This window comes from Paremcibacter congregatus (assembly GCF_006385135.1).
GTDB lineage: Bacteria > Pseudomonadota > Alphaproteobacteria > Sphingomonadales > Emcibacteraceae > Paremcibacter > Paremcibacter congregatus.
On record NZ_CP041025.1, the window covers coordinates 1,107,513 to 1,129,576 of the forward strand.

The 22,064-nt window shown below is 52.7% G+C and carries 24 protein-coding genes; 12 read left to right on the plus strand and 12 right to left on the minus strand.

Annotated features, from left to right (window positions below; all coding sequences use genetic code 11):
• Positions 1–22: 22 nt before the first annotated feature.
• Genes FIV45_RS04855 through FIV45_RS04865 form a run of 3 tightly spaced genes read right to left on the minus strand, consistent with a single transcriptional unit; the run spans position 23 to position 4,464 of the window.
• Positions 23–1,168, minus strand: a complete 1,146-nt coding sequence (locus FIV45_RS04855) for a mechanosensitive ion channel family protein (protein ID WP_099471273.1) — start codon at positions 1,166–1,168, stop codon at positions 23–25.
• Positions 1,161–3,398, minus strand: coding sequence for a VanZ family protein (locus tag FIV45_RS04860; protein WP_099471274.1), 2,238 nt, complete (start codon positions 3,396–3,398; stop codon positions 1,161–1,163). The genes FIV45_RS04855 and FIV45_RS04860 overlap by 8 nt, the downstream gene beginning before the upstream one ends.
• A 58-nt stretch (positions 3,399–3,456) precedes the next feature.
• Positions 3,457–4,464, minus strand: a complete 1,008-nt coding sequence (locus FIV45_RS04865; protein WP_133118520.1) for a right-handed parallel beta-helix repeat-containing protein — start codon at positions 4,462–4,464, stop codon at positions 3,457–3,459.
• A gap of 146 nt (positions 4,465–4,610) precedes the next feature.
• Here FIV45_RS04865 and FIV45_RS04870 point away from each other — a divergent pair, with 146 nt between their 5' ends.
• The 8 genes from FIV45_RS04870 (at position 4,611) to FIV45_RS04905 (ending at position 11,056) form a co-directional block, all read left to right on the plus strand.
• A complete protein-coding gene (locus tag FIV45_RS04870; protein WP_099471276.1) occupies positions 4,611–5,648 on the plus strand; it encodes an NAD(P)/FAD-dependent oxidoreductase in 1,038 nt (345 codons plus the stop codon).
• A gap of 114 nt (positions 5,649–5,762) precedes the next feature.
• Positions 5,763–6,224 carry a PepSY domain-containing protein gene (locus tag FIV45_RS04875; RefSeq protein WP_099471277.1) on the plus strand — a complete coding sequence of 154 codons (462 nt, stop codon included), beginning with the start codon at positions 5,763–5,765 and terminating at the stop codon, positions 6,222–6,224.
• Positions 6,224–6,898 (plus strand): response regulator transcription factor, encoded by a 675-nt coding sequence (locus FIV45_RS04880; RefSeq protein ID WP_099471278.1) that lies wholly within the window; start codon positions 6,224–6,226, stop codon positions 6,896–6,898. The genes FIV45_RS04875 and FIV45_RS04880 overlap by 1 nt, the downstream gene beginning before the upstream one ends.
• Positions 6,870–8,252 carry a sensor histidine kinase gene (locus FIV45_RS04885; protein WP_133118521.1) on the plus strand — a complete coding sequence of 461 codons (1,383 nt, stop codon included), beginning with the start codon at positions 6,870–6,872 and terminating at the stop codon, positions 8,250–8,252. Before FIV45_RS04880 ends, FIV45_RS04885 begins: the two co-directional genes overlap by 29 nt.
• A 97-nt stretch (positions 8,253–8,349) precedes the next feature.
• Complete coding sequence (locus FIV45_RS04890) at positions 8,350–8,829, plus strand: RT0821/Lpp0805 family surface protein (RefSeq protein ID WP_099471894.1); 480 nt, start codon at positions 8,350–8,352, stop codon at positions 8,827–8,829.
• Between the two features lie 229 nt (positions 8,830–9,058).
• Positions 9,059–10,024 carry an SPFH domain-containing protein gene (locus FIV45_RS04895; protein WP_165776893.1) on the plus strand — a complete coding sequence of 322 codons (966 nt, stop codon included), beginning with the start codon at positions 9,059–9,061 and terminating at the stop codon, positions 10,022–10,024.
• 94 nt (positions 10,025–10,118) lie between these two features.
• Positions 10,119–10,571 carry an NfeD family protein gene (locus FIV45_RS04900; RefSeq protein WP_181040147.1) on the plus strand — a complete coding sequence of 151 codons (453 nt, stop codon included), beginning with the start codon at positions 10,119–10,121 and terminating at the stop codon, positions 10,569–10,571.
• Positions 10,571–11,056, plus strand: coding sequence for a GNAT family N-acetyltransferase (locus FIV45_RS04905; RefSeq protein WP_099471281.1), 486 nt, complete (start codon positions 10,571–10,573; stop codon positions 11,054–11,056). The genes FIV45_RS04900 and FIV45_RS04905 overlap by 1 nt, the downstream gene beginning before the upstream one ends.
• On the opposite strand, the gene FIV45_RS04910 is transcribed toward FIV45_RS04905, so the two are convergent.
• Both FIV45_RS04910 and FIV45_RS04915 read right to left on the minus strand, forming a co-directional pair.
• Positions 11,053–11,463, minus strand: a complete 411-nt coding sequence (locus FIV45_RS04910; protein WP_099471282.1) for a DUF3775 domain-containing protein — start codon at positions 11,461–11,463, stop codon at positions 11,053–11,055. The two genes, FIV45_RS04905 and FIV45_RS04910, sit on opposite strands and share 4 nt — an antisense overlap.
• Positions 11,464–11,568: 105 nt before the next feature.
• Positions 11,569–12,204, minus strand: a complete 636-nt coding sequence (locus FIV45_RS04915) for a glutathione S-transferase (RefSeq protein ID WP_099471283.1) — start codon at positions 12,202–12,204, stop codon at positions 11,569–11,571.
• Positions 12,205–12,306: 102 nt separating this feature from the next.
• On the opposite strand from FIV45_RS04915, the gene FIV45_RS04920 reads away from it, so the two are divergent.
• A complete protein-coding gene (locus FIV45_RS04920) occupies positions 12,307–12,642 on the plus strand; it encodes a DUF4870 domain-containing protein (RefSeq protein ID WP_099471284.1) in 336 nt (111 codons plus the stop codon).
• Between the two features lie 5 nt (positions 12,643–12,647).
• Here FIV45_RS04920 and FIV45_RS04925 read toward each other — a convergent pair whose 3' ends face one another.
• A complete protein-coding gene (locus FIV45_RS04925) occupies positions 12,648–13,082 on the minus strand; it encodes a GNAT family N-acetyltransferase (RefSeq protein ID WP_099471285.1) in 435 nt (144 codons plus the stop codon).
• A 202-nt stretch (positions 13,083–13,284) separates the two neighbouring features.
• On the opposite strand from FIV45_RS04925, the gene FIV45_RS04930 reads away from it, so the two are divergent.
• The gene (locus tag FIV45_RS04930) at positions 13,285–14,151 is read left to right on the plus strand and encodes a hypothetical protein (protein WP_133118522.1); all 867 of its coding nucleotides are present in this window, start codon (positions 13,285–13,287) and stop codon (positions 14,149–14,151) included.
• Between the two features lie 7 nt (positions 14,152–14,158).
• On the opposite strand, the gene FIV45_RS04935 is transcribed toward FIV45_RS04930, so the two are convergent.
• From FIV45_RS04935 to tkt, 5 genes are all read right to left on the minus strand, one after another.
• Complete coding sequence (locus FIV45_RS04935; protein ID WP_099471287.1) at positions 14,159–14,590, minus strand: avidin/streptavidin family protein; 432 nt, start codon at positions 14,588–14,590, stop codon at positions 14,159–14,161.
• Between the two features lie 39 nt (positions 14,591–14,629).
• Positions 14,630–15,256, minus strand: coding sequence for a thiamine phosphate synthase (thiE, locus tag FIV45_RS04940; RefSeq protein WP_099471288.1), 627 nt, complete (start codon positions 15,254–15,256; stop codon positions 14,630–14,632).
• A gap of 242 nt (positions 15,257–15,498) precedes the next feature.
• The gene (locus FIV45_RS04945) at positions 15,499–16,710 is read right to left on the minus strand and encodes a phosphoglycerate kinase (RefSeq protein ID WP_099471289.1); all 1,212 of its coding nucleotides are present in this window, start codon (positions 16,708–16,710) and stop codon (positions 15,499–15,501) included.
• Between the two features lie 4 nt (positions 16,711–16,714).
• A complete protein-coding gene (gene gap, locus FIV45_RS04950) occupies positions 16,715–17,719 on the minus strand; it encodes a type I glyceraldehyde-3-phosphate dehydrogenase (RefSeq protein ID WP_099471290.1) in 1,005 nt (334 codons plus the stop codon).
• A gap of 51 nt (positions 17,720–17,770) precedes the next feature.
• The gene (gene tkt, locus FIV45_RS04955; RefSeq protein ID WP_099471896.1) at positions 17,771–19,744 is read right to left on the minus strand and encodes a transketolase; all 1,974 of its coding nucleotides are present in this window, start codon (positions 19,742–19,744) and stop codon (positions 17,771–17,773) included.
• 234 nt (positions 19,745–19,978) lie between these two features.
• On the opposite strand from tkt, the gene FIV45_RS04960 reads away from it, so the two are divergent.
• Together FIV45_RS04960 and FIV45_RS04965 are read left to right on the plus strand one after the other, a co-directional pair.
• Positions 19,979–20,317, plus strand: coding sequence for a hypothetical protein (locus FIV45_RS04960; protein WP_099471291.1), 339 nt, complete (start codon positions 19,979–19,981; stop codon positions 20,315–20,317).
• 21 nt (positions 20,318–20,338) lie between these two features.
• Complete coding sequence (locus FIV45_RS04965) at positions 20,339–20,665, plus strand: cell division protein ZapA (protein ID WP_099471292.1); 327 nt, start codon at positions 20,339–20,341, stop codon at positions 20,663–20,665.
• Between the two features lie 115 nt (positions 20,666–20,780).
• Here the strand turns inward: FIV45_RS04965 and FIV45_RS04970 are convergent, their stop codons facing one another.
• Positions 20,781–22,007 carry a serine hydrolase domain-containing protein gene (locus FIV45_RS04970; RefSeq protein ID WP_099471897.1) on the minus strand — a complete coding sequence of 409 codons (1,227 nt, stop codon included), beginning with the start codon at positions 22,005–22,007 and terminating at the stop codon, positions 20,781–20,783.
• Positions 22,008–22,064: the final 57 nt, after the last annotated feature.

Genomic DNA, 22,064 nt, shown 5'->3' on the forward strand with positions numbered 1-22,064 from the left:
CTTAAAATATCCGCCGGTGGATTCAGGTTGCTTCTATTTTTTGTGGCAGGGGGAAGTTTTCCGGGCTGTCGGGCATACTTTCCAGATAGACAGATTGACTTGGAAAGGCGAAACTGCTGCCGGCGTCTTCGACTACAGTCTTGATTTCCAGAGCTAGTTTTTCTTTGATTTCCAGCCATTCCCCCCAGTTGGTGGTTTTGGTGAAACAATAGAGCATCAGATCAATGGAACTGTCGTTAAAACTGTCTACCCGGACGAAGGTGGGCACTTCTGGCGGATGGGCAAAATCCGCACTATTCATGACATGATCATCTATTCTCTGGCGAATTTCCTTTAGCTGTTCGATGGTGGTGTGATAGACCAGACCGATTTTCCAGTAAATCCGACGGTGGGTCATGCGGGTGAAATTGATGACGGCATTGTCTGAAAGCTTGGCGTTGGGGACGAAAACCGGCGCTTTGTCAAACTGTCGTATGGTGGTGGTGCGAAAGCCGATTTCCTCGACAGTGCCTTCGACAATGCCGTCCACTTTTACCCAGTCACCGGGATGGAAACGTTTTTCGCCAATGATGAAAAGACCGGCGATCAGATTTTTAAACAGATCCTGTGCCCCAAGGGCAACCGCGACACCAAACAGGCCAAGGCCGGCGATCAGCGGGGCCACTTTGATGCCCCAGATTTCCAGAATGGCGGCGGCGCCCATAAAGAATACCAGGGCGCGCAGGGCCTTGATCATCCATACAATCATGCTTTCGGTGAAAATACCACGCAGACCGCCAAATGTCTGGCTCAGGGGGCCGACCATTTTGTAGATCGCCCAGAATATATTGAAGGTGATGAGGGAACGGTTAAGGTTATAGGCACCTTGCTGGAGGGTTTCATCCAGAGACAGGAGTTCCGTGGCGAGGAAAACTCCGATGACGATGGGCACAAACCGCAAGGGGTGTTCCAGGGCTTCAATGGCCATGTCATCAATTTCGGTCTTGGTTTTTTTGGTCAGTGCCTTGATGCGATTGACGACAAATTGACTGAACAGGCCCCGAATGAACAGGAAAAAGAAAAACACCAACAGGGCAAACATAATTTTGCCGATGTCGATACCGAAGACACCATATTCCCAGACATCAGTAACCAGTGTAATGAAATCGTTAAATGTCTCTTTATCCATAATACTTTCTATTTTCTTTGTGTTTCTTCTGGGGAAGGAGTGATTTCACATCAAATCGCATGCCCCAAGCCAATATAGTAATAGAGCCCACATAAAGAAAAATCCAGCGTCCGAATAAAATCGTTTCATCCAACCGGTTTTTTCTGTCGGGTCCAAGCAGGAAATCGACCCCTGAAAATGTCAGGCCATATTTCTGTACTTCCGGTTCGAGCCCCATATTGAGCAGGAACCAGCATAGGACCCCGGAGCCGGCAATGCTGACGCCTTTCAATAACCAATGGACCCGGGCTTGCCGGACCCAGACGCTGTTCAGGGTTAACAGAATAATCAACCCGTAAAGCGCCGTTCCTCCGCCCCCCAACACCCCTTGGCGCGCGATCAGTTCATTGAGGTTATCTGTGCTTGAATGATCAAAGGCGATCACTTTACACAGATAAAACCATGGCAGGGCATAGAGGAGATTCAGCCCCAGGCTGAGCAGGGTCAGGCGCAGCTTGGCTGTCGCACCTTGAATGTTATATTTCTTGATCAGATCACCTGTCGTGTAAAACATGCTCAACAAGAAGGTAAGCGGTGAAAACAGTGCCAGGAAGCGGACGATTTCTTCCAGACCATTCCACAGGGCGGGGAAGGGCAGAAGCTGACTGAGCCATAGACCGGCATCGCCCCAGATCGCCCGGTTGGTGACAAACCAGTATATGTTACTGGACCCGACAATATCATCCAGGGCTTCTTCAGTGACGCTTATTTTCAGGAGACTGTAACTGATCAGTCCTGCGGCAATGACCCAAAGCGGGAAAAAGACAAAATGGAAGTTGGGATGGGTCAGCATTCTGCGGCTGATCCAGGGGATGCTCATGCCGAACCACAGGATGAAACAGGTGAAAGGCAGAATGGCAATGATGCTGCCGTCCAGGCGGAATAGCTCCCTGACATTATAGGGCACGCCGGGTAGTCTGATCAGAATGGCAAGCAGGGCGGTGATGACAATAAGACTGCCCCAGAAAGACAATAGATTTCTCTTGCTGCCGGGGGCAGGCGGTTGAGAGGTGGGGGCATCCGTCACGGGAGCTGGCGAAACAAGGTCTTCCGGGGAGGATGTCTCATTGCGCCTGTGTGTTGTACTTCTGACCTGAATAAGGAGAGATAACAGCAAGATCAGAACCGGATCCGTGATTTCTGCCGTGCGGGAGGGCATGGTGATCTGGATCAGCTCCAGCAGAAGAATAAAGAGAAACAGCCAGAATGTTTTAAGCCGTAACGTCGGCCAATTCAGTTTTACCAGCCAGATCAGGCTGCCAAACAGGAAAACCTTAAAGAACAGGGACTTTGTATTGGTGAACAGATTACCGTCGAGAAACCCGGAAAAGGGCACCCAGTAAAAACTGGAAAACTGGCTCGAGAAATCCAGAGAACCAATGCTGTATATCGTGATGCTGACGGCGAGCAAGGCGGCAAGGCCTTTACCCCGATCGATTTTCTGCCCCTGAAAGACGATCCATATCACAATGGCAAAGAGAACGGCGGACAGATCGCTGAGGGTCAGGCTGTTTTGGATAATAATCATGCGTAGCGGCAGGCTCAGCAGGGCGATTAGAGGCAGTCTCAGGGGGTTCAACCGGCTGCCGAGAAACAGATTTCTGGTAAAATGTGCGAACAGGAGCCAGCCGGTTGTACTGATGATAAACGCGTGCCAGCGAAAATCCGGGGTGAGCAGCACCGGCTTGATGCTGTTCTTGATGGCCTGAAAATCCAGCGACGGGATAAAAGGAAACAGAAGGTAAAGCAGCCAGCAGAGCGCCAGCAGGGCCGGTGTGTTGCGGGCAGTGGTGAAGGACAGCCCTGGAAAGTAACGCTGTGTCAAATGATGTGCGGCAAAGCCGGCGAGAATACCCACACCGTTCCAGTATACGTCTGCCATTGCCGGGGACCGGGCCGGAATATAGACCTGAACGACCTGAATGACGAAGGCTAAAACGAGCCCATAAAGGAAGTATTTCAAATAAGACGGTTTTTTGCGGAGGCTTGATTCTTTTGGGGCCAGGGCAAGATAGCCATAGGGCATGAACAGGACAATATTTCCCAGAATATCCCCCAGGGAAGTGAAAGGGGCGAAACTGTCCCGTAATAATGTTTGCCAACGCGCGGCACTGTCCAGGGCACTGAATGTGAAGGGAAACAGGGACCCATAAATAATGGCGCCTATGATAAACAGGAATAACTTCTGCATGGGGTTACATTCTATTTCTATTTTTTCTGTTTCTTACGCAATATGTTTTAAGGGAGAGTTAGTTAAAAATCCAGTTTTTGACTCTGCGCCAGAAACTTTGTCGTTTGACGGCGCCGGCTTCCAGGCCTTTAATGTCGACAAGCTCATTGTTATTGAAATCGGGTGTGACTTTGGAGTGATTGCGCAAAAGATACATGGTTCTGTTTATGCTTTCTGCATAATTATTCTTGATGATGAGCTGATTGTCATCATAGGGTTGATGTTCCGCCCCGTAACTGATGACAACGTTGTTTTGGGCGCCGGCGGTGCGGCGGAAATAGTTGTTTTCTATATGGGCTACCCCGGCATTGGACAAGTCAACCAGATAACTGGCGGCTGCTTCACCGTTCTGTCCTTCATCAAAGATGCGGTTGTTGCGAATGATATTTGTCCGGGCCCGGCTTTTGACGGCATGGCCATATCGGGCCCCGCGGGATATGCTGTCTTCCAGCGTGAAACTGTAAATGGCACCCACATAGATATTGTGGGATAATTTCCCTGTCGCCGTATAATCCTGGCTGTTGGCGCTAAATTCTGACTTGACAATCCGCAGGGTTGCCGTCGGGTTTCGACTGGTCATCAGCCCCATTTCATTATCATGAAAGAAGCTATTTTCGACTATAAGGCTGCCGCGTTCGAACCGAACGCCCGCGCCATTCCGGTCCGGGACATGTGCGCCGGAAAACTCAATATTGCGGAGAACGACATTTTGCCCGCGAATGACCCAGATTGCTTTGCGGTTGGGGATGGGGCCTGTGGCCTTCATATGGGCGTAACCGCCAATTCCCTCAATGGTCAGATTGTTTTGGGTGATGGTGGCAAAATCATTTTCATAAAGCCCCGCCATAAGGCCGATGGTGTCCCCATCCCGGGCAAGGCGAATGGCGTCACGGAAAGTTTTGGTGGCATAATCAGGACCGACCATCCAGGTCGTGGCCTGGGCAGTTGTGAATGTTATGGTGAGCGTGCTGATAAAAAAGAGAACAAGGATCAGACCGGCCCGCATGTGGTTGGGGTGAGTCATCATTGTGAAATCCTGTGAAAATTATATTCGTTTTTCATTGCATATCCCTATGGACTAATGGTTACATAGTTCAGAAGAATTGGCAAATGTGTTGGAGTAATTATTATTCATTATTGATTTTTTTGGGATATCAAACGGGAGGTGGCGTAATGGAACAACAGGTGGAAACAACTGATATCATTATCATAGGAGCAGGCCCCGTCGGCATTTTTGCCGTCTTCGAGGCGGGTCTGCTGGGCTTGAAATGTCACCTGATTGACAACCTTGACCGACCAGGGGGGCAATGTACCGAACTTTATCCCGAAAAACCGATATTCGATATCCCGTCCCGTCCCCAGGTGACGGGGCAGGAACTGGTCGATGACCTGATGACGCAGGCAAGTCCCTTCAAACCGGTCTTTCATCTGGGGCAGCAGGCCGAGGCCCTGGCGCGACAGGGTAATGGCCATTGGCGGGTGACAACGACCCGTGGCGAGATCATCGAAGCTCCTGCCGTCGCGGTCGCGGCAGGCGCCGGCAGCTTTGTCCCCAAAAAACCTCCTTACCCCCGTCTCGGCGAATTTGAGGAACACTCCGTTGATTACGCGGTGCATCGCATGGAGAAATACCGTGATAAAAAACTGGTGATCGTTGGCGGAGGAGACTCGGCGCTTGACTGGGCCATCAATCTGGCGCCGATCGCCGGGTCGGTGACCCTGGTGCATCGACGGGAAGAGTTTCGCGGCGCCCCGGATTCCGTGCAGCAGGTGCTTGATCTGGCCGATCATGACGGACTGGAAGTGATTTATGGCAATATTACAGAGCTTCAGGGGGATGGGGGGCAATTGTCCTCGGTGCAGGTGACGACGCTGGATGGCGTGGTGCGCGATGTCGCCTGTGATTATCTTTTGCCGTTTATGGGGTTGAAGATATCCCTTGGTCCGATTGCGAAATGGGGCCTGAATCTGGACCGCAAACATGTGGAAGTAAATCATGAAACGTTTGATACGGATGTGGAGGGTATTTATGCCATCGGCGACGTTTGTCACTATCCCGGCAAGTTGAAACTGATTTTGACCGGTTTTTATGAGGCGGCGGTGATGGTGCGTACGGCGTTTAAATATGCATTTCCCGATCGAAAAATGGCCCGCGGCTATACCACCACCAATAGTGAAATCCAGGAACGTCTGGGCGTAACTCCCAAATAGAAAAAGATAAAACTGTTTAAAATAGAAATTGCATCCCCGTCTAAAGCATGTGAAAATGCGTTCAAGTATTGATTATTCATCCCCTATTCAGAAGGTCTAGGGTAGTTTGACATTATGAGTGAATTACGCATTTTTTTCTGCTGTGGGGTTATCAGTCTGTTCATTTGGGCAACTGGGGCATCCGCGTGGGCTGACGGCGGAAGTGGGCGTCAGCAATCATCGCCCTCTGGCAACCTGAATAAAGTGGTGCGTCATTTTCAGGAAAAACGTCCGCCGGTTGAAAACAGCTTTATCCGCCCGCCGGCCAAGAAAAACCCGATCGCCAATCAGATATATCGTCATGACCGGGCGCGGGACGCGTTGCAATCGGGGCGCATCGTTTCCCTGTCGGTTATCCGCAGCAAAATTCGTCAAAGCTTTCCTGGGAAAATCATTGATGTACGGTTGCTGGAACCGAAAAAGAAAAGCCGCCCCTACCTTTATATGGTCAAAGTCTTGCGCAAGGATGGCAAATTACTGATGGTGAAAGTCAATGCGGCCACGGCGGAGATCGTTGGCGTGAAAGGAAATGGTTGATGCGGTTATTGCTGGTTGAAGATGATCCGGACCTGTCCCGGCAGATGAAAATGGTGCTTGAGGAGGATGGCTATGCGGTCGATGTTTCCTTTGACGGAGAAGAGGGACATTATCTGGGGGAAACGGAAACATATGACGCGATTGTCCTGGATTTGGGTTTGCCCGTGATGGACGGTCTTAGCGTGTTGAACAAATGGCGTCAGGCGGGGATCGATACGCCCGTACTTATTCTGACGGCCCGGGATGGCTGGTCGGAGAAAGTTTCAGGCCTTGATGCCGGCGCAGACGATTATGTGACAAAACCCTTCAAGATTGAAGAAGTCCTGGCCCGGGTCCGCGCGTTGATCCGCCGGGCCGCCGGACAATCTTCGCCGGAATTAAGCTGTGGCGATGTGACCCTGAATACCACCACCAGCAAGGTCACACTGAATGGGGACCCGATCCGTCTCACGGCGCAGGAATATAAATTACTGGCCTATATGATGCACCATCCGGAAAAAATTATTTCCCGGACAGAACTGACCGAACATATATACGATCAGGATTTTGACCGGGATTCCAATACCATTGAAGTTTTCGTTACCCGGGTCCGGAAAAAACTGGGCGTGAATATCATTCAGACTGTGCGGGGATTGGGATACCAGCTTGTTAATTCGCAAGAAGAAAACAATTAGCCCCGACGGGTCGGAGAACCAATCCCTTTGGTTCCGGTTGATGTCTTTCTCGGCGGTGTGGACGTTTTTCGCGTTGATGCTGGGGGGATATCTGTTGTCGCTGACGTTTCAGGAAACCATCGAATCAAACTTTGACGACCGCCTGGACGGCCTGTTGGAAAATCTGGTCGGCATCAGTGGTACGACCTCGGAAGGGGAGGTCAGTTTCTACCGCGCCGTGGTGGACCCCCGGTTCGAGCAGCCCTATTCGGGTTGGTACTGGCAGGTCTCGGCCATTGATATGGCGCCTTATCGGTCGCGGTCGCTGTGGGATCAGAGCCTGGAACCGAATCTCGAAAGTCCGGCGCACCAGACCCGTTATTCCAATATTACCGGGCCGGAAGACCAGAAATTGCGTATGGTGGAACGGGACATCACCATTCCGGGGGAAACGACGGTTTTTCGCTTCAGCATCGCTGTTGACCGGTCTGAGATTGAAGCCCAGCGGGATCGTTTCGACAGTATTCTTATTTACTCTCTCAGCGCCCTGGGATTGGGATTAATCGCCGCCTCGTTATTACAGGTTTATCTTGGGTTGAAGCCATTGCGGAACATTCAGAGGACCCTGGCTAAAGTACGATCAGGTGAGGTGGCCCACCTGCCGAAAGACTTTCCGGCGGAAATCCAGCCGCTGGTTGATGAAATGAATGCGCTTCTGGATCACAATAATGAAATCGTCGAACGTTCCCGCACCCAGGTGGGTAATCTCGCCCATGCCTTGAAGACGCCGCTGGCGGTATTGATGAACGAGGCCAGCCTGCATAAAGGCGCGTTGGCGGATGTGGCGGGCAAGCAAGCCGATACCATGCGCCGTCAGGTGGAACATTATCTGCGTCGGGCACGGGTTGCGGCCACCACAAAAATCATTACCAGTCGTTGCGATGTCACGCCGGTGCTGGCTGATATCAGCCGGGCCATGACGTTGTTGCATAAAGACAAGAAATTCAGTCTACATTCTGGTGAGAATCCACAAGAATTTCAGTTTCGCGGGGAACGGCAGGATCTGGAGGAAATGGTCGGCAACCTGATTGAAAATGCGGCCAAATGGGCCAGCCATAAAATTGATATCGCCTGTGCGCGGAACGGAGACCAGCTGATTATACAGGTCAGTGATGATGGGCCGGGGATTGATAAAGCGGTGCGCGATTCCGTTTTTATGCGGGGTGAACGGCTGGATGAGGAAACACCGGGTACCGGACTGGGGCTGTCGATTGTCAAGGAACTGTCAGAACTTTACGGGGGGGAAGTGACATTGCTGGAAAATGAACCCCACGGTTTGTTGGCGCGTCTGATCCTTCCTGCAGCACGGTCATAACCCACAGAATTCGAATAATTATACTGAACCGGTTGTTCATGAATGGTTCAGGATGAATGGGCTACTTTTATTTTATCAACAAATGATTGGATGTGACATGAAGTATCCCAAGGTTGTTTTAATTTTGACCAGTATGGTCGCCCTGTCGGCCTGTGAACCTGGTTCAAAGGAAGGTTTTGGCACCATGCTCGGGGCCATAGGCGGCGCGGCCATTGGTTCCGCCCTTGGGGATAACGGCGACGGCACAACACATTTTTTCGCGGTGGCGGCCGGCACCATGGCCGGAGCGGCGATTGGCAACAGCATTGGCCGATCTCTTGATGAGGCGGATCGTGCCGCGATGGCGCGACATAGGCAGGTTGCCTTGGAAAGCTATCCGTCCGGTGAAACCGCAACCTGGTATAATCCGGATTCCGGGAATTCAGGCAGTTATCGACCAAAACCGGCTTATCAGACTGAAACCGGCCAGTATTGCCGGGAATATCAACAAACCATTACAGTGGGCGGCAAGACAGAAGAGGCTTATGGCAAAGCCTGTCGCCAGCCCGACGGCACCTGGAAAATCGTTAATTCATAAAACTAAGACCTTTTCTGGTGCCCACAGATTTTAAGCGGTTCCGGTTCATCCTTGAACATTCCCCTCCCCACATTTGTGCATGATGCACCCGGGGCCGCTTAAAAACCCTTCTATGAGACCCCAAACCTTCGATAACAGGATTTGAGAGATCACAGTCCGCTTCCCCTGACAACCTTCTTCCGGTAAAGTCTCCCTTGTTAGAATTACACAACAAACAAAGGGGCTTAAAATGAGTTCAATCGGTACTTTTGAAGCATTCGGCATTGTATTCGCTTTGCTGGGAATCATTATTCTTTTTAAGAGCGTCATTACCGTACGCCAAGGATATCATTATACAGTTCAGCGTTTTGGGCGCTATACCAAGACGCTTCATCCGGGATTTCATCTCATTATTCCGTTTTTCGATCAGGTGGGGTCGAAGATGTTGATGATGGAGCAGGTTCTGGATATTCCGTCCCAGGAAGTCATTACAAAAGATAACGCTATGGTCCGCGCTGATGGCGTGCTGTTTTTTCAGGTGCTTGATGCGGCGAAAGCCACCTATGAAGTCAATGACATGTTCCTTGCCATTCTCAACCTGACCATGACCAATTTGCGCAGCGTGATGGGGTCCATGGATCTGGATGAACTTCTGTCGCAGCGGGACAGCATTAACGGACGTCTTCTGGATGTGGTCGATGGGGCGACTCAGCCCTGGGGGATTAAAATCACCCGGATCGAGATCAAGGATATCGAACCCCCGCGGGATATCGTTGACGCCATGGCGCGTCAGATGAAGGCGGAGCGGGAAAAGCGCGCCAATATTCTTGATGCGGAAGGGTTTCGTCAGGCAGAAATCCTGAGGGCGGAAGGCGAGAAGCAGGGTACGATTTTAGAAGCCGAAGGCCGCCGGGAAGCCGCCTTCCGGGATGCGGAAGCCCGGGAACGCGAAGCCGAAGCCGAAGCCCGTGCGACGACCATGGTGTCCGAGGCGATTGCCAGCGGTGATGCACAGGCGATCAATTACTTCGTCGCCCAGAAATATGTCGAGACTTTGGGTAAATTCGCCAATTCTCCCAACGAGAAGCTGGTCTTTATGCCGCTGGAAGCCAGTGGCGTGATCGGGGCGCTGGGAGGCATGACGGACATGCTGCAAAATCTGGGTAAGGCGCCGAAAGCGGTTTCAGGCTCGGTGCCGACGTCACAGTCTAAATAACTGTGGGGATCAGACCGAAATTCGCACGGGGTATGCGGGGGCGCTTTGTCCTCCGCAGCCCTGTTTCGCAGTGAAAAAGTACAAGGAATGAATGATGGATTTCATGAATGAATTAACATTGAATCATTGGACCTGGTTTGTCATCGCGTTGGTGTTGCTGGTTCTGGAAATTGCCTTGCCAGGGGTGGTGTTCCTGTGGATGGCCATGGCCAGTGTCATCGTTGGCGGCGTGGTGTTTTTTGCCCCCGATCTTGGCTGGGAAGGCCAGTTGATCATTTTTGCGGTGCTCAGTATCATCAGCGTCTATGTCGGGCGGACTTTCCTGAGGCGTAATCCGATCGAAACGGACGATCAAAACCTTAATCAGCGGGGGCGCAGTTTTGTCGGGCAGACGTATAAACTGATTGCTGACATGGATAACGGACGTGGCAAGGTGCGTATCGGGGACACAAACTGGACAGTTGAAGGAGACTTCGACGGCCTGGCGGGCGACAAGGTCAAGGTTGTTGATGTGGATGTAACATATTTGATCGTGGAGCCTGTCTGATGCAAGAAAAAATACTGACGATCCGGTCTGCGGTGCCGGAAGATACGGGGCTTGTTTTAAGCTTTATCAAAGATTTGGCGGATTATGAAAAACTGCTGCATGAGGTGACGGCGACGGAGGACGATCTGAGGCAAAGCCTGTTTGGGGATCATCCGGTGGCACATGTGGTGATCGGTGAGATTTCAGGAATTCCCCAAGGCTTTGCACTTTATTTCTATAATTATTCGACCTTTCTCGGGCGGCCGGGCATTTACCTGGAAGATCTGTTTGTATCGCCTGACGCCCGGGGTAGCGGTCTTGGAAAGGCGTTGATATTGCATCTGGCGAAAAAGGCCTATGCCGAAGGGTGTGGCCGGATGGAATGGTCGGTGCTGGACTGGAATACACCAAGCATTGATTTTTATGATAGTCTTGGGGCCATGCCGCAGGATGAATGGATTGGCTACCGTCTGGACCGGGCGGGGTTGAAAAAACTGTCGGATTAATCGTCCGACATTATGGATAACCCTTCGTCGAGATAGTCGGGCATCAGATTGGTGCGCATCATATATTCGGCGGTATGGTCATTGCTGGCCTCGCGGGCGTCGGCAACGGCGTTGTTCCATTCGGATTTGCTGTATGTGCCCCGGCCAACCCACATAAGGGCCACCAGCTCGCTGCGTTCGTCGTCATGCATGCCGTTGATGACAGATTTCAGTTCCTGATAGGTTGTATCGGAGGCAAAGTCTTCGATGGTGGAATCCTCGGCCTGTGCCGCGAGGCTCAGCTCGGAGAAATGATTAGGTTCACTCTCCTCCGCCAGTTCCTCATCTATAATTGCGGGGGAAGACTCCGCGACTTCCCGGGCCATGGCAATGATATATTCAACTTTATCCTGTCTTAACGCATCCATGTCTACTCTCCGTTCCGGCTTAGTTTACCATTAACTGAAGCATGCGCCAAGAAAGGAATCTACTGCTTGATACAGATCAGAAAAATTCATTATTTCCAGACGGGATCAAGGGAACAGAACGGGGGTGTCATCGGGGTGCCACTGCGGATATTTTTTCATGATGCCTTTAAACATATCGCTGTCCAGATGATGCGTAAGCCAGCGTTGCAGATGGGGCAGGGGCTGGGCGAAAAACCAATCCCGGTCCACATGGGCGAATTGGCGAACGAAGGGGAACAGCGAGATGTCGGCGACGGTTTGCCGATCGGCAAGCAGAAAACGGAAATGGCTTAGCCTGTCTTCTAATTCTTGCAGGAACAGCATGCCATCGGCGCGGTATTCTTCCGCCGGCTGTTCCGGGAATCGGGACGCATATTTATATTTATCCAGCGCCGCCTTGAAGTAGCCATCGTTCTTCTGCCGCAGTGGTTCGGTGGTCGGCAGGAATGCCCGCCAGTCGTCGGGGTCATTCTGTTCCAGGGCCCATAGGATGATATCATAGCTTTCGTCGATGACCCGGCCATCAGGCAGTTGCAGCACGGGAACTGTGGCTTTGGGAGAAAGGGCAATCATTTCACGCGGTTTGTCGCGCAGCACCACTTCGCGCAGTTCACAGGAAACCCCGGCATAGGTGAGGCCGAGCCGCGCCCGCATGGCATAGGGGCAACGGCGAAAGCTATAAAGATGGGGAAGTTGAGACATGATGCACGGATTACTCACATTTGTTGGTCGAGGACGACTGGAAGTTTATAGAAAACTATTGTATAGTTAACGGGGCAGAAATAATAGGGATAGGGTGTTAAAATGAAGAATACGTCTACTGGCCTGGATAAAAATGTTGCTTCGGGCTTATGCTATGTCTTGTGCTGGATTTCAGGGCTTGTTTTTTTCCTGTTGGAAAAAGAAGATCAGGATGTCCGCTTTCATGCCATGCAGTCGATCATTGTCTTCGGGGGGCTTAATATTCTCAATATTCTACTCTCCATTAGCCTTATCGGATTGCCTTTGGTCCCGTTGGTCATGATCGTTTGGGTCGTGTTATGGGTCCTGTTGATCATCAAGGGATTTCAGGGCGAACATTACAAGTTACCCTATGTCGGTGATCTGGCAGAAAAATGGGCCGCCCAAATCAAGGCTTAAACCTTTTAAATGGTGCGTTTCATCCATTTATGCCGGATACCGGCGTCAAGAAATTCGTCGCCATATTCTTGAAAACCTAATTGTTGGTAAAACCCAACGACCTGAATTTGCGCGCCAAGTTTAAGGGTGGATACCTGGGCCTGTGCCTTGATGTCGGCGATAATAAATTCCATGAGCTTGCGGCCGATATTAAGTCCACGCCGGGTTTTGAGAACCGCGACCCGTTCAATCTTTGCAAGACCATCCACATAGCGCACCCGCGCTGTCGCTGTCGGCGCACCATCAACGGACAGAAGATATTGGTCCGCTTGCGGGTCAAGGCCGTCAATTTCTTCGTCCTGCGCAACATGTTGTTCTTCGACAAACACGATGGTTCTGATCTGAAAACATTTTTCCAGATCGGCAGCGGTGGTAATTTTTTCAATTGTAATATCAGTCATGATTTAGATATAGGAGATTGGCTAAAAATAAGCAATTGGATAAAAGTCTCGGTAATTGTTAATAAACCCTGAATATATACACGATAATGTTGCAGGCGGACGGGACACCATATCCTGTTTGTCTTGAATATATCATCGATAAAACGTTACTGGGGACGTCATGCGGGTTGGTTATTTTATATTTTGCAGCGGATTATATGCCATGCTGCTTTGGTCACAGGCTGCACATGCAGAACGCTTTTCGGGAAAAGTAAAACTGGACCGTTTAGATATTCTCGTTTCCGATTCTGCGCCGTACCGGGGCCATTTTGATCTATCGTCTGAATTGCCGTCGCAACAGGATTTTATCCTAACCAATGTCAGAATAACCTTTAATTTCAAAGATGATAAAGAATGGACAATCCGTTCGGGGGAACATATCAGGCAGGATACCGGTCGGGTGGAACGGCATAAGGGGCAATATCCTCTGTCGGGCATGGTTACAGGACAAACGGACCATTATGAGAAGGCAGTGAGCACGGAAGTTCACAGTAACCCGGGTGAGGTGGCGAAGCTGACTATTGGCCGCAATATCTATTATGGCACCACAAGTCGCCGGCGACAGGTGACACAAATACCACAGGGGCAGACAACCCTGCTGCTAGGGACCTATGCAGATACCGGCGATGGGGGACGATTGCGGCAACATTACAAAATTACCGACCGCAGCTTGGAACAGCGCCTGGATGGCTATGACGGTTATTTCACCATTCAAAATAAAATTCTGGATGTGACATCAGCTCAGGATCTCGCACATAGAAAACGGCTTGATTTCGAACTTTCAGGCGAAGGCGATTACATCCTGTTGGAGGCAACAGTTTGGTATGAAGGCCAGGTCAGTGGCGAGTTGATTCCAGAAACGCCCTCGGTGTTTTTTGCTAAGGGGTCGGGATTGTATGGCGCACTTGCCGGCGGATTGGTTTTAGGTTCTTTTGTCTGGCGCAGACGGGGGCAGGGGGATGACAAGGCAGCAGGCCCGCCGCGGCGTCCCCGTAAAACCACGAAGCCGCAAAAGCAGTTTCCTCTCTAAAACAGCTCTATTGTTTGACAGGCACCAGCGTGTCATGATTCGAGATCACATGGCTCCAGGCGAAGTCGGCATTGGTGAAGGTGATCAGATCTTCGGTTTGAATGACCGGGCTACCGTCCACCATATGACAGTAGCCGGTCCAGGCGGTGATCGCGCCTTCGCCTTGCCAGTTGACGGACAGATGAATGGCGGTGGCGTTATGCTTGCCCTCCACCGGGGCGGAGGTGTTGAGCCAGCCGCTCATCGGGTTTTTCGCGCCGTTTTTACTGATGTAGGTGCCGGTGATCCGTCCAGTGGCCGGGTCAACCTTCTCAATGGACATCACTGACTTTACGTCATTTCTCCAGTCGCCAACCGGCTTGGTGCAATCCATGGCCTGAGAGAAAGCGGTCGATAGCATCAGGAGAGGGAGGGAAAGGCATAATTTTTTCAGATGCATGGTCGGTCCTTTTATGGCGAGACAGGGGTGATTTGTGATTTAGTTTTCCTCGATCAAGCGGGTGAATTGTTGCACGGCGACCCGGGGCCCCTGGGGATGGTTCCACACACCGGAAGATACCGCAAGGAAATCGGCTCCGGCCTTGATCAGTTCATCGGCATTCTCCACCGTGATACCGCCGATGGCGACGCAGGGAATTTCAAACAGCTCCACCCACCAGCTGAGAATATCCTTGTTGGCGGGGGTGGTGTCGGCCTTTGTTTCGGTCGGGAAAAAGGCGCCAAAAGCGACATAGTTAGCCCCCTGTTCGGCGGCGACCATGGACAGATGACGGCTGTCCTTGCAGGTCACACCGATAACACCGTCATCACTGATTATGGTGCGGGCTTCGGCGTAAGACATGTCGCTTTGTCCGATATGAACCCCATCCGCGCCGATTTTCTTGGCCAGGTCCGGCCTGTCATTGATGATGAAGGCCACTTCCCGGGCATGACACAGCGGCATCAGAATGGCGGCGGCTTCGATCACCTGTTCGTCTGTGGCGTCTTTCAGGCGCAGTTGCACACTGGCGACCGGCCCGGCGTCAAGGGCCGCTTCAAGGCTCTCGGCAAAGGCGAGCGGGTCGAAGGCGGGGGGGGTGATCAGATAAAGCTGTGTATCGGCCATGTGGTAACTCGTGTGTTGTCTTGGGGGGATATATCATCCGTCTTCCGTGTATATCGCGATCCGTTGAAAAATACAATCAGGGAGAAGAGGAACACAGTCGTCATTCCGGACAAGCGCCGCGCGATCCGGAAACCACTGTGAGGTCAATTTCGGAGTGACACTGTATGATTTTCCGATAAAAAAGCCCGGCCATTTCTGGTCGGGCTTTGATATTAAGCGGCAAAGAATAAAAAACGAAGCTTTTATTTTTCCAAGGCCTTCACGCCGGGCAGTTCCTTGCCTTCCATCCATTCGAGGAAAGCGCCACCGGCGGTGGAGATGTGAGAGAATTGATCGGCAACGCCCGCATGGTTGAGGGCCGCGACGGTATCGCCGCCACCGGCCACGGATACCAGAGATCCGGCCGCTGTCAGCGCGCCGGCGGCTTTCGCGAGCGCGACAGTGGCCGCGTCAAAAGGCGCGATCTCGAAAGCACCCATCGGGCCGTTCCAGATCAGGGTTTTGCAGTCTTTTAGCATTTCGGCCAAGGCCACGACTGACGCCGGTCCCACGTCGAGGATCATCTCGTCCGCGGCGACGTCATTAAGACCGATGGTGCGGCATGCCGCATGGGCCTTGAATTCCTTCGCCACCACCAGATCCGTCGGCAGATGCACGGTGCAGCCCTGGGCTTCGGCTTTGCTGAGGATCGCGCGGGCCGTATCGGCCAGGTCATGTTCGCAGAGCGACGCGCCCACATCAACACCTTGGGCGGCGAGGAAGGTATTGGCCATGCCGCCGCCGATGATCAGGTGATCAACTTTTTCCACCAGATTGGTCAGGACGTCGAGCTTGCTGGAGACTTTCGCCCCCCCAACCACGGCGCAGACCGGATGGACCGGTTTGCCGAGGGCGTTTTCCAGCGCCACCAGTTCTTTTTCCAAAGACAGGCCAGCTGCCGACGGGATCAGATGCGTGATGCCTTCGGTGGAGGCATGCGCCCGGTGGGAACAGGAAAAGGCTTCATTGACGAAATAATCCGCATTGGCGGCGAGCGCCGCGGCAAAATCCGGATCATTGCTTTCTTCCCCCGGATGAAATCGCAGGTTTTCCAGCAACAGAACAGTGCCGTCTTCAAGGGCGTCCAGAGTCTCGGAAACCGCGTCCCCGGCACAGTCATTGACAAAAACCAGCGGCTTTTTCAAGGCGTTGGCCAGAGGCTGCGCCACCTGTTCCAATGACATCTCCGGCACAACCTGGCCTTTCGGGCGGCCAAAATGGGACATGACGATCACTTGCGCGCCTTTGTCCATCAGATGCAGGATGGTCGGGGCCACGGAACGGATGCGGGTGTCATCTGTGACGACCCGCTCACCGGCCTCATTGTCGCCCATGGGCACATTGAGATCCGCACGAATAAGGACGCGCTTGCCGTCAAGCGCGCCCAGATCTGCGATGGTTTTATATGTCGCCATATGACTAGAGGCCAGCCATGATCTTGGCGGTGTCTGACATACGGTTGGAGAAGCCCCACTCGTTGTCATACCAGCTCAGGATGCGCACCAGGTTACCGTCCATGACGGAAGTCTGGCTGGCGTCAAAGCTGGAACTGGCCGGATCATGGTTATAATCGATGGAAACAGTCGGCTCGGTGACGTATGCCAGAACACCTTTCAGGCGGCCTTCGGCGGCAGATTTGATGGCGGCGTTGATTTCCTCGATCGTGGTGTCTTTCTTGGACACGAAGGTCAGGTCAATCATGGACACATTAGGGGTCGGAACCCGGACTGATGTGCCGTCAAGCTTGCCAGCGAGTTCCGGCAGGACCAGACCAACAGCGCGGGCGGCGCCGGTGGATGTCGGGATCATGCTCAGGCCACAGGCGCGGGCGCGACGGGGATCACTATGCAGGGTGTCGAGCACCCGCTGATCACCGGTATAGGCGTGAACTGTGGTCATGATGCCTTTTTCGATGCCAACCGCGTCATGCAGCACCTGCGCCACGGGAGCGAGACAGTTTGTGGTGCAGGAAGCATTGGAGACGATGATGTCGTCTGCGGTCAGGGTGTCATGGTTGACGCCGAAAACGATGGTCTTGTCAACGCCGGAGGCCGGTGCTGAAATCAGCACTTTCTTGGCGCCGGCGGTCAGATGCGCGGAGGCTTTTTCTTTATCGGCGAAGAAGCCTGTACATTCATAAACGATGTCAACATTCAGTTCCGCCCATGGCAGGTTGGCCGGATCGCGTTCTGAGGTAACCCGGATCGGGCCGCGTCCGAGATCCATGATGTTGCCTTCGACTTTCACATCAAACGGGAAGGTGCCATGCACGGAATCCCGCTTCAGCAGATAGGCGTTCATATCAACCGCGCCCAGATCATTGATGGCGACGACGTCGATGTCTGTGCGGCCTGATTCATAGATGGCGCGCAGGGCCAAACGTCCGATGCGGCCAAAGCCGTTAATTGCGACACGAATAGTCATGAATAAATTCTCCGTTTTCTTATGTATAATGTGGCTTGAGTATCTATGGTCTTATAATCTATTTTTTACCGCTGTGACAATGGCCTCAGACGTAATTCCGAAATGTTTATACAGGTCGGGCGCCGGGGCGGAGGCGCCGAAGCTGTCCATGCCGATGATGATGCCATCGCGACCAACATAGCGTTCCCAGCCGAATTTAATTCCGGCTTCGATGGCGACATTGATCGGGGCATTCCCGAGGATTTCATCCTGATAGGCTTTGGACTGCTGATCAAACACATCGGTGCAGGGCATGGAGACCACCCGGGTCGGGATGCCTTCGGCCTGCAAGGTGTCGCGGGCGGTGACCGCCAACTCGACTTCGGAGCCGGTGGCGACAATGGTGACTTTGGCGTCGCCGTCGGCGGCCAGAAGTTCATAGGCGCCCTTGGCAACCATATTTTCATCGGTGTGCGTGGTCCGGACCGGGGTCAGCCCCTGACGGGTCAGGGACAGGATGCTCGGACGGGTGGTGTCCTGCAGGGCGGCGAGCCAGGCCTCGGCGGTTTCCACCACATCGGCCGGACGGTAAACCGCCAGATTGGGCATGGCGCGCAGGCTCATCAGATGTTCGACCGGTTGATGGGTCGGGCCGTCTTCGCCCAGACCGATGCTGTCATGGGTCATGACATAGATCACCCGTTGTTGCATCAGGGCGCTGAGACGAATGGCGGAACGGCAATAATCGGTGAAGACCATGAAGGTGCCGCCGTAGGGAATGTATTCCCCATGCAGCGCCAGACCGTTCATCACGGCGGACATGCCGAATTCACGCACGCCGTAATACATATAGCGGCCGGAGAAATCGTCGCCGGTGATCGGGGCCTGATCCTTGGTCTTGGTATTGTTGGAACCGGTGAGATCGGCGGAGCCGCCAATGGTTTCGGTGACAATCGGGTTGATCACGCCAAGCGCCATTTCGGACGCCTTGCGGGTCGCGACTTTGACCGGATTTTCGGCATTTTCTTTTTTGAAGGCGTTGACGGCATCGACCAATGCTTCGGGCAATTCTTTATTCTGCCGTCGGGTGAAATCGGCTTTTATGTCTTCATCAAGACCGTCGAAGGCCAGTTTCCACTGTTCCGCAAGATGCTGTGAACGCTTGCCGGCGGTGTGCCAGGCGTCAAGAATATCTGCCGGGATTTCAAAAGGCGGATAAGGCCAGCCCAGTGCTTCACGGGTGGCGGCAATTTCGTCCGCGCCGAGCGGGGCGCCATGCACACCGTTGGTGCCCTGCTTGGTTGGCGCGCCGTAGCCGATGGTGGTCTTGCAGGCGATCATTGACGGGCGATCATCGCGTTTCGCGGCCTCAAGGGCGGCGTCGATTTCGGCCGGGTTATGACCATCCACCGCCTGGACATGCCAGTTGGAGGCAGTGAAGCGGGCCAGTTGATCGTCGGAGACGGTGGCGCTGGTGCTGCCATCGATGCAGATTTCGTTATCATCCCAGAGCACGACCAGTTTGCCGAGTTTCAGGTGACCGGCCATGGAGATGGCTTCGTGGCTGATGCCTTCCATCAGGCAGCCATCGCCGCAAATTACGTAAGTATGGTGATCAATCACATCGCCCATGCGGGCCTGTGACAGACGTTCGGCAAGGGCAAAGCCGACGGATGTGGCCAGTCCCTGACCCAGTGGTCCTGTGGTCATCTCGACGCCGGGCAGTTCCTCTACTTCCGGGTGACCGGCGCAGGGTTGATGCAGTTGGCGGAAATTACGGATCTGATCCATGGTCGGATTTTCATAGCCGGTCAGGTGCAGCAGGGAATAGATCAACATGGAGCCATGACCTGCGGACAGGATAAACCGGTCGCGGTTGGGCCATTCCGGCCAGGCGGGGTCATATTTCAGATGTTTTGTGAAGAGAACGGTGGCCACATCAGCCATGCCCATCGGCATGCCGGGGTGACCCGAATTTGCGGCCTGTACCGCGTCCATGGATAGTGCGCGAATGGCATTAGCCATGTCAGAATGGGAGGTCGTCATATTATTTTTTACCAACTGATTAAAATTTCGGGTGAAATAATACCCACTTACGCGCGGCACAATGAACGTTTGCGGCCTTTTCGTCAACCGACTTATGAGATTTTCTGCGGAATCAAAGGCTTCACATTTATTTTTGTATTTTTGGCTTCTAATATGTCATTTTTTTTGTCACAATGAGTCTTCAAGTGACGGTGCATAGGCATCGGGAAATTCACTCACCAAGGGTATAATAGAATGTCATCACCCGAGACAAAGACTGATGTATCCGCTATTCGGCAGGAAATCGAGGACGCCATTCTGCGTCTTGAGAGGGCGTTGCTTTCCCGGAGCGAGAAGACCGGCGTCAGTTCCGACGAACAGGCAGGGTATATTGCCGAGTTGGAGGAACAAAATAAGAAGTTGATGCGGGAATTGGACGAGACTAAAAAACACTGTATCACCCTTAAAAAAGGTTATGAACTTCTGGAGGCAAAATACCGCCGTCTGGAAGAAGCCAATGATTCGGCGGAAAAAGAACTGGCGACAACGCTGCAGGACCTTGACGCACTTATCGCGCAGAAGAGTCTGCATTAATCTAAAATCACGGAACGACTTATGGCGAATGTAACCGTAAAATTCAATCACCGGAGTTATCACCTGGCGTGTTCGGACGGCGATGGCGAGAGTGAACGGCTGATCCGGCTGGCGAAATATGTTGATGACAAAGCGGCGATGATTTCCAGTAAAATGGGCGCGGTCAGCGAACCTCGTCTTATGTTGATGACGGCGATCCTGCTTGCGGATGAACTGGATGAAGCACGCGGCGGAGGGGCTTTGCAGGAAAACGGAGCGGTTGAGGATGCCACCCATATGGAACAAACTCTGGCCCGGACCCTTAAGCGCATAGAAGACATCACCCGTCAGGTAGAAGCGGAAGTGTAAGCCCCTCGTTTCGATCGTCATCCGGAAATTTTATAGTATAAGACTCACAAACCCGCGTCATTCCGGCCGTCGAGCGGGAGTGTACCTTGACGTCGGGCCGTGCAGGTGACGATCTCTATTCTGCCGCTTCCGCCTGTCGTACGGCGGGGGCACGAAACCCATCGGTGATGGCGCGGAAGAAGGTAATCGCCTCATGTTTTGAATTCAGGGCATTCATAAAATCCCGGTCCGCGGAATTCTTCACGATCACGATATTTTCCGGCTGATTGATATAGATAAACTGGCCATAAACGCCAACCGCGAAAAACTCGCCGGGGCGGGCGTCGGGGGCAAGCCACCATTGAAATCCATAACCGAATTTATCCTTGCCTGGCTTGTTGTGCTCTGATGATGGTGTAGTGGAAGCCTTGATCCAGGTTTCCGGCACGACCTGTTCACCGTTCCAGTTACCATTATGTAGATAGAGTCGGCCAAAGCGGGCATAATCGCGGGTGCGGACATTGAGACCGCCGAGGGCGAATTCGGCTCCCACTGAATCGGTCAGCCATTTGGCGTCACTTTCCATGCCGATCTTCGACCAGATATGTTGCTCGACCTGTTCGATCAGTGATTTTCCGGTGACCCGACGGGCGATCATGGCGATGACATGCGTGTCCATGGAGACATAATGAAATTTCTCACCGGAAGGCTTTTCCCGGGTGAGGGTGGTGGTGAATTCATCAAGCGATCCCCCGATGGCCAATATGCGGCCCATGCGGTTGATGTCGGAATAAAAGTCGGCGTAATCCTCGTTCCAGGTCACGCCGGAGGACATTTGCAGGACATCGGTGACGGGCACTCCCTCATAACCACTGCCCTTCATTTCCGGCAGGTAGTATTCTACCGGTTTGCTGATGTCGATCAGGCCGTCTTCCACCGCAATGCCGAACAGGGTGGCGGTGAAGGACTTGGCCATGGACCAAGAAATGCGCAGATCTTCCGGCGAAGTGCCTTTGTAATAATTTTCAAAGGTGACCTTGTCGTCTTTCAGCACCAGAAGCGCCGTGGTGGCCCGGCGCTTAAGATAATTCTCCGTGATCAGTTCCTGCCCGCGATAGGTGAAACTTCTCGGCAGCGGGGCCGGGGATGTCTCGAACCGGTATATCTCACCACTGCGTTTGACGGGGGCGGTCAGAAAAGCATCGTCCATATGAGAGAAATTATGAACAATTTCGTTCTTATCGAACAGGGTCATCGTGGCGTAAAGCCGGGCTGTCTTGTCGAGATTAAACAACACAACCGCGCCAAAGACCATTAGGGCGATAAATAAGGTGATTCCGGTAATCTTAAGAAATTTATACATGGCCTGTCCCTTATTTATTTTTTGTATCTTCGAGATATATATTAAAAAAAAGAAGAA

Bases quoted from the DNA above. Each gene is read 5' to 3' on its own strand.
- FIV45_RS04905 (WP_099471281.1), top strand. From the start codon at position 10,571: ATGCAAGAAAAAATACTGACGATCCGGTCTGCGGTGCCGGAAGATACG.
- thiE (WP_099471288.1), bottom strand. From the start codon at position 15,256: ATGGCCGATACACAGCTTTATCTGATCACCCCCCCCGCCTTCGACCCG.
- FIV45_RS04920 (WP_099471284.1), top strand. From the start codon at position 12,307: ATGAAGAATACGTCTACTGGCCTGGATAAAAATGTTGCTTCGGGCTTA.
- FIV45_RS04890 (WP_099471894.1), top strand. From the start codon at position 8,350: ATGAAGTATCCCAAGGTTGTTTTAATTTTGACCAGTATGGTCGCCCTG.
- FIV45_RS04945 (WP_099471289.1), bottom strand. From the start codon at position 16,710: ATGGCGACATATAAAACCATCGCAGATCTGGGCGCGCTTGACGGCAAG.
- FIV45_RS04860 (WP_099471274.1), bottom strand. From the start codon at position 3,398: ATGCAGAAGTTATTCCTGTTTATCATAGGCGCCATTATTTATGGGTCC.
- FIV45_RS04880 (WP_099471278.1), top strand. From the start codon at position 6,224: ATGCGGTTATTGCTGGTTGAAGATGATCCGGACCTGTCCCGGCAGATG.
- FIV45_RS04925 (WP_099471285.1), bottom strand. From the start codon at position 13,082: ATGACTGATATTACAATTGAAAAAATTACCACCGCTGCCGATCTGGAA.
- FIV45_RS04970 (WP_099471897.1), bottom strand. From the start codon at position 22,007: ATGTATAAATTTCTTAAGATTACCGGAATCACCTTATTTATCGCCCTA.
- FIV45_RS04875 (WP_099471277.1), top strand. From the start codon at position 5,763: ATGAGTGAATTACGCATTTTTTTCTGCTGTGGGGTTATCAGTCTGTTC.
- FIV45_RS04915 (WP_099471283.1), bottom strand. From the start codon at position 12,204: ATGTCTCAACTTCCCCATCTTTATAGCTTTCGCCGTTGCCCCTATGCC.
- FIV45_RS04965 (WP_099471292.1), top strand. From the start codon at position 20,339: ATGGCGAATGTAACCGTAAAATTCAATCACCGGAGTTATCACCTGGCG.
- FIV45_RS04935 (WP_099471287.1), bottom strand. From the start codon at position 14,590: ATGCATCTGAAAAAATTATGCCTTTCCCTCCCTCTCCTGATGCTATCG.
- FIV45_RS04865 (WP_133118520.1), bottom strand. From the start codon at position 4,464: ATGATGACTCACCCCAACCACATGCGGGCCGGTCTGATCCTTGTTCTC.
- FIV45_RS04930 (WP_133118522.1), top strand. From the start codon at position 13,285: ATGCTGCTTTGGTCACAGGCTGCACATGCAGAACGCTTTTCGGGAAAA.
- FIV45_RS04895 (WP_165776893.1), top strand. From the start codon at position 9,059: ATGAGTTCAATCGGTACTTTTGAAGCATTCGGCATTGTATTCGCTTTG.
- FIV45_RS04900 (WP_181040147.1), top strand. From the start codon at position 10,119: ATGGATTTCATGAATGAATTAACATTGAATCATTGGACCTGGTTTGTC.
- gap (WP_099471290.1), bottom strand. From the start codon at position 17,719: ATGACTATTCGTGTCGCAATTAACGGCTTTGGCCGCATCGGACGTTTG.
- tkt (WP_099471896.1), bottom strand. From the start codon at position 19,744: ATGACGACCTCCCATTCTGACATGGCTAATGCCATTCGCGCACTATCC.
- FIV45_RS04870 (WP_099471276.1), top strand. From the start codon at position 4,611: ATGGAACAACAGGTGGAAACAACTGATATCATTATCATAGGAGCAGGC.
- FIV45_RS04855 (WP_099471273.1), bottom strand. From the start codon at position 1,168: ATGGATAAAGAGACATTTAACGATTTCATTACACTGGTTACTGATGTC.
- FIV45_RS04960 (WP_099471291.1), top strand. From the start codon at position 19,979: ATGTCATCACCCGAGACAAAGACTGATGTATCCGCTATTCGGCAGGAA.
- FIV45_RS04910 (WP_099471282.1), bottom strand. From the start codon at position 11,463: ATGGATGCGTTAAGACAGGATAAAGTTGAATATATCATTGCCATGGCC.